This window comes from Candidatus Zixiibacteriota bacterium (assembly GCA_040753875.1).
Lineage (GTDB): Bacteria > Zixibacteria > MSB-5A5 > GN15 > FEB-12 > DATKJY01.
Genome location: JBFMDV010000005.1, coordinates 534117 through 549989, shown reverse-complemented (window position 1 = coordinate 549989; position 15873 = coordinate 534117). Strand labels below are relative to the sequence as shown.

General features: G+C 55.7%; 16 protein-coding genes. All 16 read left to right on the top strand.

The genetic code is table 11. From position 1 onward, the window contains the following. The first annotated feature begins 111 nt into the window (after positions 1-111). The 16 genes from AB1644_03985 (at position 112) to AB1644_03910 (ending at position 15870) form a co-directional block, all read left to right on the top strand. Positions 112-402 (top strand): hypothetical protein, encoded by a 291-nt coding sequence (locus tag AB1644_03985; protein ID MEW6050205.1) that lies wholly within the window; start codon positions 112-114, stop codon positions 400-402. 204 nt (positions 403-606) lie between these two features. Next, on the top strand, positions 607-915 hold the full coding sequence (locus tag AB1644_03980) for a hypothetical protein (protein MEW6050204.1): 309 nt from the start codon (positions 607-609) through the stop codon (positions 913-915). Between the two features lie 11 nt (positions 916-926). Then, positions 927-2567 (top strand): hypothetical protein, encoded by a 1641-nt coding sequence (locus AB1644_03975; GenBank protein ID MEW6050203.1) that lies wholly within the window; start codon positions 927-929, stop codon positions 2565-2567. A gap of 72 nt (positions 2568-2639) precedes the next feature. Continuing rightward, positions 2640-3746, top strand: coding sequence for a DegT/DnrJ/EryC1/StrS family aminotransferase (locus tag AB1644_03970; GenBank protein MEW6050202.1), 1107 nt, complete (start codon positions 2640-2642; stop codon positions 3744-3746). After that, positions 3733-5898 (top strand): hypothetical protein, encoded by a 2166-nt coding sequence (locus AB1644_03965; GenBank protein MEW6050201.1) that lies wholly within the window; start codon positions 3733-3735, stop codon positions 5896-5898. Before AB1644_03970 ends, AB1644_03965 begins: the two co-directional genes overlap by 14 nt. Further along, a complete protein-coding gene (locus AB1644_03960; protein MEW6050200.1) occupies positions 5868-6830 on the top strand; it encodes a glycosyltransferase family 2 protein in 963 nt (320 codons plus the stop codon). The genes AB1644_03965 and AB1644_03960 overlap by 31 nt, the downstream gene beginning before the upstream one ends. Before the next feature lie 26 nt (positions 6831-6856). Continuing rightward, entirely contained in the window at positions 6857-7783 is a 927-nt protein-coding gene (locus tag AB1644_03955; GenBank protein MEW6050199.1) for a lysylphosphatidylglycerol synthase transmembrane domain-containing protein, read from the top strand. 27 nt (positions 7784-7810) lie between these two features. Continuing rightward, on the top strand, positions 7811-10261 hold the full coding sequence (locus AB1644_03950; protein MEW6050198.1) for a hypothetical protein: 2451 nt from the start codon (positions 7811-7813) through the stop codon (positions 10259-10261). Between the two features lie 5 nt (positions 10262-10266). Then, on the top strand, positions 10267-10986 hold the full coding sequence (locus tag AB1644_03945; GenBank protein ID MEW6050197.1) for a polyprenol monophosphomannose synthase: 720 nt from the start codon (positions 10267-10269) through the stop codon (positions 10984-10986). After that, complete coding sequence (locus tag AB1644_03940; GenBank protein MEW6050196.1) at positions 10983-11855, top strand: glycosyltransferase family 2 protein; 873 nt, start codon at positions 10983-10985, stop codon at positions 11853-11855. Before AB1644_03945 ends, AB1644_03940 begins: the two co-directional genes overlap by 4 nt. Beyond that, positions 11852-12934 (top strand): MraY family glycosyltransferase, encoded by a 1083-nt coding sequence (locus tag AB1644_03935; GenBank protein MEW6050195.1) that lies wholly within the window; start codon positions 11852-11854, stop codon positions 12932-12934. The genes AB1644_03940 and AB1644_03935 overlap by 4 nt, the downstream gene beginning before the upstream one ends. A gap of 21 nt (positions 12935-12955) precedes the next feature. After that, positions 12956-13918 (top strand): acetyl-CoA carboxylase carboxyltransferase subunit alpha, encoded by a 963-nt coding sequence (locus AB1644_03930; protein ID MEW6050194.1) that lies wholly within the window; start codon positions 12956-12958, stop codon positions 13916-13918. Between the two features lie 4 nt (positions 13919-13922). After that, positions 13923-14096, top strand: a complete 174-nt coding sequence (locus AB1644_03925) for a Trm112 family protein (GenBank protein ID MEW6050193.1) — start codon at positions 13923-13925, stop codon at positions 14094-14096. Between the two features lie 11 nt (positions 14097-14107). Continuing rightward, positions 14108-14560: a PTS sugar transporter subunit IIA gene (locus AB1644_03920; protein MEW6050192.1), complete on the top strand. Its 453-nt coding sequence runs from the start codon at positions 14108-14110 to the stop codon at positions 14558-14560. A gap of 30 nt (positions 14561-14590) precedes the next feature. Continuing rightward, on the top strand, positions 14591-15382 hold the full coding sequence (gene mreC / locus AB1644_03915) for a rod shape-determining protein MreC (protein ID MEW6050191.1): 792 nt from the start codon (positions 14591-14593) through the stop codon (positions 15380-15382). After that, on the top strand, positions 15379-15870 hold the full coding sequence (locus tag AB1644_03910; protein MEW6050190.1) for a hypothetical protein: 492 nt from the start codon (positions 15379-15381) through the stop codon (positions 15868-15870). Before mreC ends, AB1644_03910 begins: the two co-directional genes overlap by 4 nt. Positions 15871-15873 lie beyond the last annotated feature (3 nt).

The following is a 15873-nucleotide window of genomic DNA, read 5'->3' as shown; positions in this document are numbered from 1 at the left end:
CTTTTCGTGGCTCCAGTGGCAGCGACGTATCCTCGTGCGTTGGGAATACTACACCGCTAATTTCCTGGGCTTTGTACAACTCGCCTGTACCCTCATCCTGCTAAAGCAATTTTGAGACAGGTTCTAGCCAATCCGGGCCAGGAGGACCTGGATGCCGATGGTCTCGGCGATGTGTGTGATCCGTGTTGTGCAGGATGGAGAGGGAACCTGGACGGCGATCCGGCTGATGTGGTCGATATTTCCGACCTATCGGCGATGGTTGACTACCTGTTCACTGGCGGCACTCTCTCCGATTGTTTTGAGGAGAATGACGTAGACGGTTCCAGTAGTGTTGATATTTCCGACTTACAAGTCATGATAGATTTTCTGTTCTTTGGGGCCGTGCTGCCGCAATGTGCGTGAGGGCCATCGTTTGCCGCTTCACTACGGATGGAAACCGTGTAGCGACGCAAACAATACTTGACACAAGAGTCCGTATTAGGTATTCTTGTTTGGAGTCTCACTCCGGCCGGTTAGGTCTGATACGGTGCAACAGCGTCCCCATCGCTCTCTTCACGACATCTGCACAACCTGGGAACATTGGCATTGCATGCCAAGGATGAACGTATGCGCAAGACTGCATTGATCGCGCTGACGATCGCAACGTGTTGGCTGGCCATGGGCGGGGCAGAAACGAGCGCCCTTGACCCGTGTTGTGTTGGTAGCACGGGCGATATGAACGGTGACGGTGTGGTGGACATTGGGGATTTGGATTGCATTGTCTCGCCGCTCTTTTTCGGCATCTGGCCGCCCAATTGTTGTATGTGCAGCGAGGAGTGCGATATAAACTCGGACGGCAGCATGGACATTTCTGATTTGCAGATGTTGATTGATTTCCTGTTCTTTGGGGCGAACTTGCCGAACTGCCCGTTTTGAGAGGCGATGATTTGAAGAAGCTACTGATGATTTTGAGTCTGGTCGTATTGGTCGCAGTGACCGGCACGGCCGGGCCGATGCTTGAGTTGAGTGCGTCAGGCATTGCGTATCCAGAGTGGGTCAAACATGGCTTCCAGCGTGCCGAGAACATCTGGCTCCGGAATATCGGCGACGCGACACTCAGTGTTTCTCAAATCGTAGGGGTGAAAGAATCTCTGGTCTTGGTCAACTGGCTTGGTCTGTCGTCCACAGGGCCGCTCAGCGTCCAGCCTTCCGAGAGCAACTTTGTGTACGTGTTCTTGAACGCCGGAGCGATCATCAACAGTCCTGGCACGGTAATTGAGCTGCGCGGCTCCGTTTATTTTTTGTCGGACTCACCGGCGCCACTGGATTCCCAGTGGTATACGATCAACATTCCGGTTGCCGACACAGTTGTGGCGCCGATTCTCGACACGATCGCGACTTCCTGCCTTCGATTGGTGGTCAGCAGTGACGGCAATTTCGGGCAACGAGGCGCGGGAAGGGTTAATATGGATTACTGGGACTTCGGCGACTGCGACACGGTTGATTCGATTCCCGGCGAGACTGATGTCTATCTGTATGATGGCTCCCCGATCATACTTCGAAAGTTGAGCAATCCTGATACGGTGATAGCGAGTTGGTCGATATTCGGCGACGGCTACCCTGGTCCGCGAGGGTTTGTGCCGGTAATGGATCGGCAGTGGCCAATTGTGGCGACCGGACACACCAGCACGCCAACTTACGATATGTTTGAGACCGGGCAGTTTGTGACCGTGGATTCGCTGGTAGCAGTGGAGTTGACTTGGTACGCGCCGAAACATCCGGACAGTTGCGAGTTCCTGATACAGAAGATGCTGGTGTTTCCGTACAAGGGGACGTCCGTGAGCGGGCTGACAATCGGCGTAGCGATTGACTGGAATATTCCCAGCGATACCGGGGCTCATAATACGAGTGGGTTTGTCGATTCGCTGCGCCTCATGTATCAGCGAGGAGGGGAGTACGGTCAGGATGTTTCCCTGCAATGCCAATCAAACGATAGACGATTTGGTGGAGTAGCATTTCTTAAAAACTACACTGACATCCAGCACATATGTTCTCCAGACCGAGCACTGTACGGTGCATATACAGCCCTCAACTCCGACTTCGTAGAGCCGAACGGTGGTTTCCTGCCGAGCGAGCTATGGATCAATATGCAAAATCCCGGGTACTCAGCCGAGCCGGTCAAAAGTAACCAGCATAGTGTAATGGCATTCAGGAACAACTACTCGCTTGCGGCTGATGATTCGCTCACACTTTATATTGCCCTAGTTACCTTGAGAAGTGGTACGACGGCTAATTTTGAGAACAGGGTCAGAAAGGCCAGAGCCTGGCTGTACTCTTTCTTCGGCGGTTGCCTTTGTACCGCGTGCTGCCAGGGTCTAGTCGGTAATCTCGATGGTGATCCCGGAGACTTGGTCGATATCTCCGATCTGGCAGCCATAGTCGACTACCTCTTCTCTGGCGAGCAAGTTTTATCGGCCTGCCTCGAAGAGAATGACTTGGATTGGTCCTATACCGTTGATATTTCGGACTTGCAGGCCCTCATCGACTTTTTGTTCTTTGGCGTCCCCTTGTACGAATGCAACTGCTGACAGTCAGTCATCGCCAGTCGTCTTGACTTTCGGTCACAATCTGATATACTTCCCCCCTGCTAAAGGAACCACATGCAAGTACCATTCTTAGACTTACAAGCTCAGTATCGCTCCATAAAATCGGAACTGGATACAGCTATTCAAGGGGTGTTGGACAAGTCGGCATACGTCCTCGGGCCGGCGGTAGCCGAGTTCGAAAAGAACTTCGCGGCCTACTGCCAAACCAAAGAGTGTATTGGCATCAACAACGGCACCAATGCGCTCTTGCTGGCGTTGAAGGCTCTCGGAGTTGGCCCAGGAGACGAGGTCATTACAGCAGCCAATACGTTCATTGCTACAGCAGCCGCGATTGCTCATGCCGGTCCCACGCCGGTATTGGTGGACTGCGATCCAGCGAGTCGGACGATTGATCCAAACCTGATCGAGCGGGCGATCACCAAAAAGACCAAGGTCATTATCCCCGTTCATTTGTATGGCCGAACCGCCGACATGGACCCGATTCTGTCGATAGCCGCGAAGCACAAACTGGCCGTGCTTGAAGATTCGGCTCAATCACACGGCGCGAAATACAAAGGGCGTACGGCGGGCTCGATGGCGCCGATTGCGGCGTTCTCGTTTTATCCTGGGAAAAACCTCGGCGCGTATGGAGAGGGAGGGGCGGTAACGACGTCTGATCCTGAGCTGGCGCGCAAAGTGCGGATGCTTCGGGATCACGGCTCCGAGAAAAAATATTATCACGAATTGCTGGGCTACAATGCGCGACTTGAGGGGATACAGGGGGCGGTGTTGAATGCGAAGCTGCGGCATCTCGATATATGGAATACCGAGCGAAACCGCGTGGCGCATCGGTACAGCGAGTTGCTGAAAGGGGCGCCAGTGACGGTACCGGACATGAATCCGGATTATTTTCAGGTGTTTCACCTGTATGTAATTGAGGTCGACCGCCGTGAGGAACTTCAGCAGTTTCTTCAGAGCAACGGTATCTCGACGCTCATTCATTATCCGGTCCCGATTCACTTGCAGAAGGCGTTCTCGCATCTCGGCAAGAAACGGGGGGATTTCCCCGTGACCGAGAAGATGGCGGACAGGATCGTATCACTGCCGATGTTCCCGGAGTTGACCGACGAGCAGATTCAGTATGTAGTATCGAAGATCAAGGAGTTCTTTGGGGCCCGCTGAGAACAAATCTCGTTATTCAGGATGGTCGGGGATAATCATTCTTGCCATCCTGCTTTTGTGTTTGGGACTTCGGCTCTACAAGCTCGGGGCGGACCCGCCAATCGATGTCTCCCGTTCCAATGATATCTACACCGACACCGGTCAGTATACGCTGTTCGCTCGACTCTATCTCCAGACTGGCGATTTCAATCCGCTTCACGACTTCCGGTTCGTGTTATTTCTCAAGTCGAGTGTCACAGCGCTGGCCGTCGTAGTATTCAAGTTGTTCGGTGTCGGTATCTGGCAATCGAATCTGGTCGGGGTGATCTATTCCTGGGGAGCGCTGACGCTGTTTGGACTGTTTGTCCGCAAGGTTGCCGGTAACAAAATCGCCATCCTGTTTCTGTTGTTTGCGGGGTTCGACTATAGTTTGACGTTCTACGGCCGCGCGCCGTTTCTGGAGCACGCGATGGCGTTCTATGCTTTCCTCGCGTTGGTGATGTGCAGCTACTTTCGAAAGTGGCCGGCGTTCGCGCTGGCCGGGCTGTCGCTTGGCGTAGCGATCTTTTTTGGGAAGGTGATGGGGTTGGTGTTTCTGGCGCCGTTTGCTGTGCTGATCGGTTACCGGTTATTTCACGATGGCGTGGAACTTCCGCGCATTCGGCTCTCGGCCCCGATTGCTTTCGTCGCGGGAATAGCGGCAGTGGCCACCTTTTGGTATTTCTTTTCGTACAGCGTCATGCAGGAGCAAGTGGCGGGGTACCTGGAGGAGCAAACCGTTTCGCTCTATGGCGCGCCTGAGGCGCTGAACTCATTTGATGAATTCGTATACAAAATGGTCACGTTCGGGATCTTCTCACAATTGTTTCCGCGTTTGCCGGTGCCGGCAATCCTGTCGGCTGTATTTCTTGGTGTGATTGCGTTTCAGGCGGTGCAGAAGCGGTCGTGGGAGAAAGGGCATACGGGCTGGAACGCCGGGCATCTGTTCGTGGCTGCGATGATCGTGGCTTTCTACGGCGCGCTGATGATCTGGAATTATCGGCCGCTCCGGTACCAACTCGTGATGATCTACGCCATGCAGGCAGGGGCGGCGTCTCTCATCGCTCGCGTAGCTCGCCCATGGCAACCGTCAGGTGCCGACCGCATCCCGCTGTTGTTCTATCCGATCTGTTTCGCGTTGGGGCTCGTACCGATCTATCAAGTTTATGGCCGTATTCGCGAAGCGCTCGGCGAGCAATTCTATTTCACGGATTTCAAGTACTGGCTGGCACTTGCATCTGCGGTAACGACCGGGCTGGTGGCCTGGGGAATCGTACTCTACCGGCGCCGCGTGTTCGTGTACAAGAGAGTTTCAGCATTCTTGGCAGCAAGCGTTCTTGGTGCGGTTATCGTTGGCACCGGCATTGGTAGCTATGTCTACTGGGCGCAGCGTCCCGTGTACATTGCCCGTGACAACAGCCGAGACCTGGCGATGGTGGTGTCGCCGGAGGCGGTCGTATCGGGACCGTTCGGCCCCAATATGACGCTGGAGACGAATCTCAAGTCGATCATTCACATGTTCGGTGTTTCGAAAGCGGACACAGCCCTGTTCAAGAAATACCCGATCACGCATATCCTGGTGGATGAACCGAACGAGTCGCGGGCGACCCAGGATTATCCCGAGGTCATGAAGGCCTCGACCCACGTGGCGACCTATGCTATCGGCAAGAACAAGGTCCGGCTCTTTCGGGTGGCCGGAGCGACCGGAAATTATATGTCGGACAGTTATCCGCTTTCGCTATACGAGCAGCTATCCCAGGCGTACCGGGAAGGGGAGACCCTATTAGCGGAACAAGCAGGACGCCGATATATGGAACTATACCCCGCCAATATGTCCGGCTGCCTCCTGATCGGCGACCAGGCGGAAGAGCACGGGCAGTTTGACGTGGCGGAGCAGATGTACAAAAAAGCGATTGAGTTTTCACCGTCGAGTTATGTTCTTACGGTGAAGCTGGCGCGGTTCTATCGGGACCGGTTCATTGCCACGGAGAAACCGGAGTACAAACAAGAGGCATTGGGCCTGTTCGAACGAGCGCTGCACGACGCGCCCGGCGCGGAGGCGGTGTTCAGCGGTGAATATGAACGATTGAAAGTCAGTGAGGCATGGCAGCTCAAACCAGATACAACTTTGTAGTTTCCACCATCGTGCCGGCCAAGGACGAGGAAGGAAACATTGATGAGTTCTGCAGGCAGTTCGCGGAGATGTTACGGACGGCGCCGTTCGACGGCGACCTGATCTTTATCGATGACGGCTCCACCGACGGCACGTTGGAGAAGATTATCGAGGCATCACGGAAGTACGGGTTTGTCCGTTATGCCACCCATCCGCGCAATCGCGGGCTGACTGAGGCGCTTCAGACCGGGTTCGCGATGGCCCGCGGCGATGTGTTCGTGTTTTATCCGGCGGACCTCCAGTATCTGCCGAAAGACATTCCTTCGCTGATCGAGCCGATCGCGAACGGAGCTGATATTTGCACCGGCTGGAAACAGGGGAAATACAATAAGCGGTTCGTGTCCAATATCTACAATACGTTCTCGCGGCGACTGTTTGGACTCAAGGTGCATGACCTGAATTCGGTGAAGGCGTTTCGCCGGGAAGTGGCAGAATCAGTCTTCCTGCGCAGGGATTGGCACCGCTTCCTGGTGCCGCTGGCAGCCAACGAAGGGTTCAAGATAGCAGAAGTGAAAATAAGCCTGTATCCGCGCCACTCTGGGAAAACGAAATTTTCAGTCTGGCGGATTCCGGTGGGTGTGCTGGATATGCTGGCGGTCAAATTCCAGATCACGTTCGCGCGCAAACCGCTTCTGTATTTCGGTCTGACCGGTGCGGTTTTGCTCGGGCTGGCGTTTCTGGTCGGGTTGTATGCGCTCTGGGAGCGGTATATCGTCGGCGTTGGGCAGCGGCAACTTCTCTATCTCGTGATTTTCCTGTCGAGTCTCGGCCTCGGGCTGTTTATGCTTGGCTTCATGTCCGAATCGCAGGCGGCGATGAAAGAGGAGCTGAGCGATCTTCGGAAAAAAGCGCAGGCTATTCTGGACGAACTCCGCCGACAGCGACCCGGTTGAGGGCGCCATATTTCGGTCCCTTTCACATGACGTTCAAGAAAGCTCTCATCGTCGCCGTCAAGACTGCTTTGACGGCGTTCGTTCTTTATTTTGTCGTTCGACAGGTAGTAGTCAACTGGTCGGAGATCCGGCAGCAGGAATGGCATTTCAACTACGCGTATCTCCTGCTTTCTGTTCTTGCGGCGCTTGGCTCGTTTGCCGTTTTTGCCGCCACCTGGCGGAAGATCATCGCGGGGTTCGGGCACGAGGTCAGCGCGCCAATGGCATTCAAGATATCCTATCTCTCCAATCTCGCGCGGTATATTCCGGGCAAGGTCTGGCAGGTGTTTGGGATGTTATATTTAGCAGGCCAGGCAGGAGTAACGGCTGAGGCAGCCGGGGCATCTTTTGTCATCTCTGAGATGTTCGCGATTCCGGCATCGTTCCTTGTGTTTGTGCTGGCGGCGTTTGTCGAGCCGTTGGTGCTCACCGAGCAGGTGGCGGTTCTGGGACGGGGTTCCGCCTGGCTCATGGTGATTGGTCTCCTGGCGCTTTGCGCGCTGCTGGTCCTGTATCCACAGCCCCTGTTGAAAGTGGGAAACTGGCTCCTGGTGAAAATCGGGCGGCCGCCGGTCAAATTCACCCTGGACAAAAAAGTTGCTCTGGTCATCCTGGTTGGTTACTTTCTCGGCTGGATCGCCCAGGGGATTGCCTTTTGGTTCTTTTTGCTGGCGGTGCTTCCGGAGCAGTCCCCGGGTGTAGTGGCGGCGGCCGGCATTTACAATGGCGCGTACCAAATCGGATATGTGATGATCTTTGCGCCGGGTGGATTTGGTCCGCGTGAACTGGTGCTGGGGACGCTTCTGTCGCCGTATGTAGGCGCGGTGGCACCGGCGCTGGCGCTTCTGGTGCGTCTCTGGTCGTTAGTTGTGGAGACGGCGGCCGCACTGGCGGCAGCCGCAATCAGGAAGTAAGCGACATAGCATGCAATCGAGCGTACATTGAGCAAAAAGACTAAGCGGACACCGTCCGTATCGCCCAGGCGGGTGACCCGATTCGAGCCGGAGACAACTCGATGGTTCACGCCGGTTGCATTCGGCGTTCTGTTTGTTATTCTGATCATCCTGTTTTCCGAGTTCATCTTCTCCAACAAGATGCTGTTCATGTCCGACCAGATCCAGGCCGGCGTGTTCTTCCGGTCATTTTATGTGAATTACTTTGATGCGCACCATGCGGTACCGCAGTGGAACCCGTACATATTCGGCGGGATGCCCTTTGTGGATGCTTTCCACGGCGACATTTTCTATCCGCTGACGTTTCTGAAGTTTTTCGACAACATCTACCGGATGCTGGGGATGAATCTGTTTCTGCACATATTCTTGTCCGGTATATTTATGTATTTGTGTGCGCGGCAGTTCAAACTTTCGAAAGTGGCGTCACTTCTGGCCGGAGTCTGTTACATGTTCTCCGGCTATCTGGTGTCGCTGGTGGCGCCGGGACACGATGGTAAGATTTTTGTCACGACATTATTCCCATTGGTGATCTTGTTTCTTGATCGCGGCTTTGAGGCGAAGCCGTTTCTCAATTTTACACTGTTGGGCGGCGTGATCGGGCTGATCATTTTGACACCGCATCCACAGATGGCGTATTTCACACTCTGGGGGGTGTCGTTTTATGCCGTGTACAAGCTGGGCCGTCTGTATCTGGAGACGACGTCGATTCCCAGGCTCATTCGGCCTGCGCTGCTCACGGCATACGCGGTGGTGATTGGCCTCTTGATATCGGCCATTCAATTTTATCCCGGCTACAATTACACGACCAATTTTTCGCCCCGCGCTGATTCCAAAAAAGGCTGGGACTGGGCTACCTCGTGGTCCATGCACGAGGAAGAAGCGTTCTCGTTGCTCATTCCGGAGTTCTGCGGGTCGAATGTTCAGGGGGATGAGAAGAATTACTATTGGGGGAAGAACGTCTTCAAGGACAATTCGGAATCCGTTGGAGTGGTGGCGCTTTTCCTGGGGATATTCGGGCTGACGTTTTCGCGGCGAAAGGAGCGGTGGTTTTTTGGCGGACTGGCGCTTTTTGCGCTGGTCTACGCACTCGGCGCGACCACGCCGATATTTAAGCTGTTTTATTATCTCATTCCCAAAGTGTCGTCGTTACGCGCCCCTTCGATGATTATGTTTTTGTTTCTGTTTTCGATCTCACTTTTGGCCGCGATGGGGCTCCAGCACCTTCTTGATGGCAGGCGCGTGGATGATGCCGGTCGAGACAAGAAATTCCGCTATCTCGTGCTCGGTTTCCCGGCCTTGCTGCTTCTCCTGGCGCTTTTGTTCTCGGCGGCCGGACGATCTATGATCTCCACCTGGTGCTCGCTGTTTTACTCAGATGCTTCACGCTCGATGGTGCAGGAGGGGGTGAGCAAACTGGATCTCGCGTTTATCAATCTGCCGTCAATCCAGGCAGGGGCGTGGCTGTCATTCCTGTTTGCGGGGCTGGCGGCGCTGTGTATCTGGCTGTATCGCGAGGGCAAGGTCGGTCCGGGGATATTGATGGCGCTGGTGCTGGTGCCGGCAATAGATGGCGCCCGTTTCGACAAGCGGTTCATCGGGACATTTGATCCGATCCCGCAGTGGGGCGCCACACCTGTGACCCAATTTTTCAAGAGCGACCCGGGCGAGTACCGCGTGATGAATATCATCACCCCAACCGCCGATGTGCTGCCGTTCCACGGAATCGAAGTCGTAGCCGGATATCACGGCAACCAGTTGCGGTGGTATGATGATCTGCTGGGGGGGCCGGCGCTGACGAATCGTCTGAATGCGCGGTTTTTGAATCTGGTGGGGACTAAATATCTGATCACGCCTCCGAATCAGTCCGTTCCCGCCGGCTATTTTGGTGACAAGCCGGTGACGCCGGTGGCAACGTTCGGTGAGAGCCAGATAATGAGAAATGAGAACGCTTTCCCGCGGGTGTATCTGGTCGACCAGTATCACGTTATACCGGACCGCAGAGAGATCAATACGCGTATCCTGACCGGCACGGAGAACATGCGAACGAATGCGTATCTGGAAGAAGACCCCGGCATCACTATCGAACCGGGAATGACGGCGGCTGATTCGGCCTGGGTGATCGACCACGATATTGATTCCGCAGTCGTTGGGGTGAGTGCGGCCGGGGCGAGGCTGCTGATCCTCGCCGATACCTACTATGACTCTTGGCATGCTTATGTCGACAATGCGCCGGTGAAACTCCTTCGCGCCTATGGCGCGTTTCGTGCGGTGGCGGTTCCGGCGGGGAATCATACCGTATCTTTTCGTTATCACTCGTCGAGATATACCACCGGGCGGATGATCACCTGGTTGACATCGCTGTATGTGCTGGCTATCATTGGCCTGCATTTTTTCCGTAACCGCCGGAAGAGTAAGCCGGTAGAAGTGATGGCAAAGTAACTGTTATGCAACGGGCCCTTATTATTTTCCCCACGTACAACGAACGCGACAATATCGAAAAAATCGTCCACGCGGTACTTCCGCTCGATCCGCGAATCCACGTTCTCATAGTCGATGACAGTTCGCCCGACGGCACCGGCGAGATTGCGGAACGCCTGGCCAATGCTGAGCCAAAAGTTCACGTGCTCCACCGCGAGAAAAAGGAAGGGCTGGGACGGGCATATATCGCCGGGTTCACCTGGGCCATCGAGCAGTCTTTCGATTTCGTGTTCGAGATGGATGCCGATTTTTCACATGGCCCTGAATATATCAAAGACTTTCTGCGTGAGATCCAGACCCATGATTTGGTGATCGGTTCGCGGTATATATCCGGAGTCAATGTTATTAACTGGCCGATGTCGCGCCTTCTGCTTTCGTATTTCGCCAACAAGTATGCGCGGGTTGTCACCGGCCTTCCGATCAGAGATGCTACCGGCGGTTACAAGTGCTTTCGCCGTGAAGTACTCGAAACGATTAATCTGGAGGATGTCCATTCGTCCGGCTACTGTTTCCAGATCGAGATGACCATGCGCGCCTGGAAGAAGAAGTTTCGCATCAAAGAGATCCCGATCGTCTTTATCGATAGGGTGGCCGGGTCATCGAAGATGTCCAAGAAAATCGTCCGCGAAGCGGTCTGGAAAGTCTGGCTGCTGCGGTGGAAATCGCTGATCGGCAAGTTTAATTGAATGGCACCCGTGCAGTGTCATCCGACTCCATATCGATAGTCGTCGTCACCTGTAACTCGCTGCCGGCGCTGACCGACTGCCTGACCAGCCTCAGCTCGGAACTCCGACCGTCCGTCGATGAGCTTATTGTCGTGGACAATAATTCGAGCGACGACTCGACTGAACAGGTCCTGGCTTTCTTTCCTGATTCCAAGGTAATACATAACGAGCGGAATCGCGGTTTTGCGGTGGCGTGTAATCAGGGGGCGCGCATTGCCAAGGGGAACTATCTGGTCTTTCTCAATCCGGATGTGCAGGTGGACAACGGGTCGCTGTCCGCACTGGTGAAAGCGCAGGAGAACAACCCTCGCGCCGGCCTGGCCTCGGCGCGTTTGCGGTTCTCGGACGGTGCGTTCCAGCCTAATTGCCGGGTCTTCCCAACGACCGCCAACATCCTCTTCTCGCGAGGTTCGACATTGTCCCGCTGGTTTGGCGGCACCTGGTATACGCTGCCCGACTACGCCGTAACGACTGGGGTCGAAGCAGTGGCTGCAACGTTTGTCATGACCCGGCGCGAACGATTTCATGCGATCGGTGGCTTCGACGAACGCTTTTTCATGTTCATGGAAGACACCGATCTGTCGTTGCGGTTGCACCAATCGGGCTTCGTCAATCTGTTCGTGCCGTCAGCAGGGGGCGTGCATGCCTGGGGCAGGGGAGCATCTGCTGGTCGGTTTCGCCGCGCCTGGCTGCACCACTATTCGGTCTGGAAGTATTTTCTGAAGCACGTGCCGAACGGCTTCTCGATGCTGCTCCTGCCGGTGCTTCTGACGGTCAATTTAGTCCTGGTGGGAATTCTCCCGGAGAGGCGTTCACGGAGACCCGAATGATCCCTGCCGACCTGGTGGTCATCTTTTTTGTCAGCGCGGTTGTGACCGCGATAAGCATTCCTATCGCCATCCGCGCCAGTGAGCGATTTGCGCTGCTTGATTTTCCAGGCAGACACAAACGGCACAAGCGTCCGGTACCGTTCCTCGGAGGTGTGGTCCTGTTTCTTGCACTCTGGGGAGGGATCGTCACATTGACGATTATCTCAGACGAATTCTGGAGGGAGCTGGCCGGCCCGGTCGCGTTTGTGTACGCCGGGGCCGTCCTGGTGTTTCTTGTCGGACTATTCGATGATCTTCGACCATTATCGGCCTGGGTAAAATTGCTCGCCGAAGCAGTCGCGGGATTGCTGCTCTTTGCAGGCGGGCTTGGTATCGACCCGCTAAGTATCCCGTTCTACGGCGAGATTGAGGTCGGCGGATTTTCGGCCCTGCTCACGATCCTGTGGGTTGTCGCACTAACCAACGCCATTAACCTGATCGACGGACTCGATGGTCTCGCGGCCGGCGTGTCATTGATCGGCGCGATCACGCTTTCGATCATCGGAGGACTGTACGATGCCTGGTCCGCGCTGGTGTTCACGCTGCCGTTGTCCGGCTTTCTGGCCGTGTTTCTGTTCTGGAATCGATATCCGGCACGGATATTCCTTGGGGATTCGGGAGCGCTGCAGATCGGATATTACTTCGCGGTTGTCTCGCTGCTCGTGCGCTTCAAGTCGTTCACGGCGGCCGCGCTCTACGTGCCGTTGATTGCGCTGGGAGTGCCGCTTCTGGAAACCGGGTTGTCGTTCGTGCGGCGCATGCTGTCCGGCCGCAATGTCATGCAAGCCGACCGGCGCCACCTGTTCCACTATCTGGGGCACGCCGGTTTGACACCCCGCCAAATCGTCTTGTTCTTCTATCTGCTCTCGGCGGTTTTTGGCCTGTTCGCGCTGGCCATGTTCTTGTGGAACCGCTTGGTAGTCTTTGGGTTTTTGGTCCTTTTTATGGTTGTTATTTTGGTGGGGATTTTTATCTTTATGTCCGGCTCGGCCCGATGGAAGCGGGCCAGGGGGAACCCCCCGAATGGGTCCCCTTCGTAGCGAAACGACAAGAAAGCGACCATGGCCGACGGACCGTATCTGGATTTCGAGCGTCCCATTCTGGAGCTCGAAAAGAAAATCTCCGACATGAAGGATTTCGCGGTAGGGGAGAACATCGAACTCTCCGGCGAGATCGCCATGATGGAGAAGAAGCTGGAGAAACTCCGCGAGGAGATCTATTCCGGCCTGACCCGCTGGCAGCGGGTGCAGTTGTCGCGCCATCCCAAACGTCCCCATACCCTCGATTATATCCACCTGATGACCACCGACTTTATCGAACTGCACGGCGATCGCGGTTTCGCCGACGACAAAGCGGTGGTCGGGGGACCGGCAAAACTCGACGGTGAGCCGATCATGATCATCGGGCAGCAGAAGGGACGCGACACCAAGCAGAAACTGCTGCGCAATTTCGGCATGATGCACCCGGAAGGATACCGTAAGGCGCGCCGATTGTTCGGCCTGGCGGACAAATTCCATCTTCCGATAGTTATTCTGGTCGACACGCCCGGGGCCTATCCGGGGATCGGTGCCGAAGAGCGGGGACAGGCAGAAGCGATCGCGAAGAACATCCAGGTGATGTTTGAGTTACGCGTACCAATTGTGGTGGTGATAATTGGTGAAGGGGCCTCCGGCGGCGCGCTGGGGATCGGTGTCGGCGACCGGGTACTGATGATGGAATACGCCTGGTATTCGGTTATTTCGCCGGAGGGATGCGCCGCGATCCTGTTTCGTGATGCGGCGCGTGCCCCTGAAGCCGCGGAGACGCTGAAAGTAACGGCGGAAGATTTGTTGAATCTGGGCATAATCGACGGTATCATCGCTGAGCCGCCGAGCGGCGCCCACACGGACCCGGTCTACGCGGCCGCGTCGGTCAAGACGGAGCTGATTCGCGTGTTGACGGAACTGAAGCAGAAGCCGGTCGACCAGTTGCTGGCCGAACGGCTGGCCAAATATCGCCGCATGGGCGAATTCAGGGAGTATTAGAGAAATGGCGGCGCTGCCCCAGTCGTTACTCGAAAAACTGGCGTGCCCGAAATGCAAAGGGAAGCTCGAATACCGCGAACGGGAAGGCGTTCTCGACTGCCATGGCTGCAAACTCCGTTTTCGCGTGGCGGACGGCATCCCGGTACTGCTGTTGGACGAAGCAGAGACTATAACGTAAAGGTTGAGCCTATGAAATTGTCTAAATTCTGCGACGAAAGTCTGGTACTCTTCAATCTGAAATCATCGTCGAAGGATGGTGTTATTCAGGAGCTGGTCGATCTGGCGGCCACCTCCAACATGATCAAGGATAGGAACGAGCTGCTGGAAGATGTCCGCGAGCGCGAGAACCTGGTCACGACCGGGGTAGGCTATGGCGTGGCGTTTCCGCACGCCAAGACCCGTGCCGCCAAAGGGATCGTGATCACGTTCGGACGGAGCCACAAAGGCGTAGAGTTCGAGGCGATGGATCACAAGCCGGTGCACCTGTTTTTCCTGATCGCCGCCCCGGAGGATGCCATCGGCGCTCACCTGAATGTTATGGCGCGGCTGTCATTTCTTATGAAGTCGGAAGAGAATCGACAGAAGTTGATGCAGGCGAATTCGCCCGGCGACGTGCTGGCACTCATGGATAACGTAAACTAAGGGCGCTGTCGGGCTGGGACGCCGTGACACATGAGATGGATCTCAAACCTTTTCTCCCGACATTGGCGCAAAGTTCATTACCTGGTGGTCTTTCTGCTGGGTATCGTTCTGATCTCCCCGGAATTCGGCGTCAGTAATCTGGCCAGCGAAGTGGTACTTCGCGGGCTCTACTACCCGTTTTTCAAGATCCACAACACCCTGCGGGACCTCGTCCGCGTCGACGAGGAGAACATGCGGCTCCGCACGGAGCTGGTTGACGCCAAAGTGCGCCTGACCATGCTGGAGGAGTCCGGCCGCGAGAATATCCGCCTTCGCTCCATCCTCGGATTTGAAACGCCGCTCGGCTACAGCCTGATGCCGACCGAGGTCACCACGACCAACGGTGTACGGATCCCTACGTCGGCGGTCATCAATCGTGGCGCTATTGACGGTATTTCTATTGGCGAGCCGATCATCAGTGAAGAGGGACTGGTGGGGCGGGTGGTGTCGGTTTCCAGCACGTTCGCCACTGTGCAATTATTGACGGACCCGACCAGCCGTGTGGCCGTGCGGGTCTCGGAGAGCCGGGAAATGGGGATCGCCAAATACATCATGACCAAGGGGTTGATCGTTGACAACATCCCGACACGCGGCGATGTCAAGCCCGGGGACCAGATCCTGAGTTCCGGCATGGGGGGTGTGTATCCGGCGGGATTGATTGTGGGGACCGTTATCGCCGTGGACCGTCCGGAGAACGACCCCTTCTGCGAAGTGCGTCTGGCGCCGGCGGCCGATTTCAACTCTCTTGACGAGCTATTCGTATTGAGGGCCAAGGGGCGATGAACGCCATTCCGTATCTTCTCATGTTGATACTCGTCGCCGCATTTCAGGCGCTCCTGCGGCCGTTCAGCTCGTTCTTTGGCATTTCGATCAATTTGCCGATGCTTCTGGTGCTCATGGTGGCCTGGCGAAAAACGGAACTGCTCACATTATGGTTCGCGTGCGGCGTGGCGATCGTTGCCTCGGCCGGGACACCTCTGACCATGGGCTGGCAGGTTCTGTTCACCGCCGCGATCGCCGTGGCGGTGTTCTATGGCAAGGGTCGGCTCAACGCTGATTCGCTGGCGGCGCAACTGTCCGTTCTGTTCGCCGGTGTGTTCGTGCACAATGCCTGTACGCTGGTGATAGAACGGGCCGATAATCTGCCGTACCAATTATGGCGAACCGCCATGGGGGGCGCCGTGTATACACTGGCGCTGGTGGCAGTGGTGTTCTACCTGCGGGACTATATTCTGGGGCTGACCCGCAAACAGGCGGCCTCGGAGAGATAACAG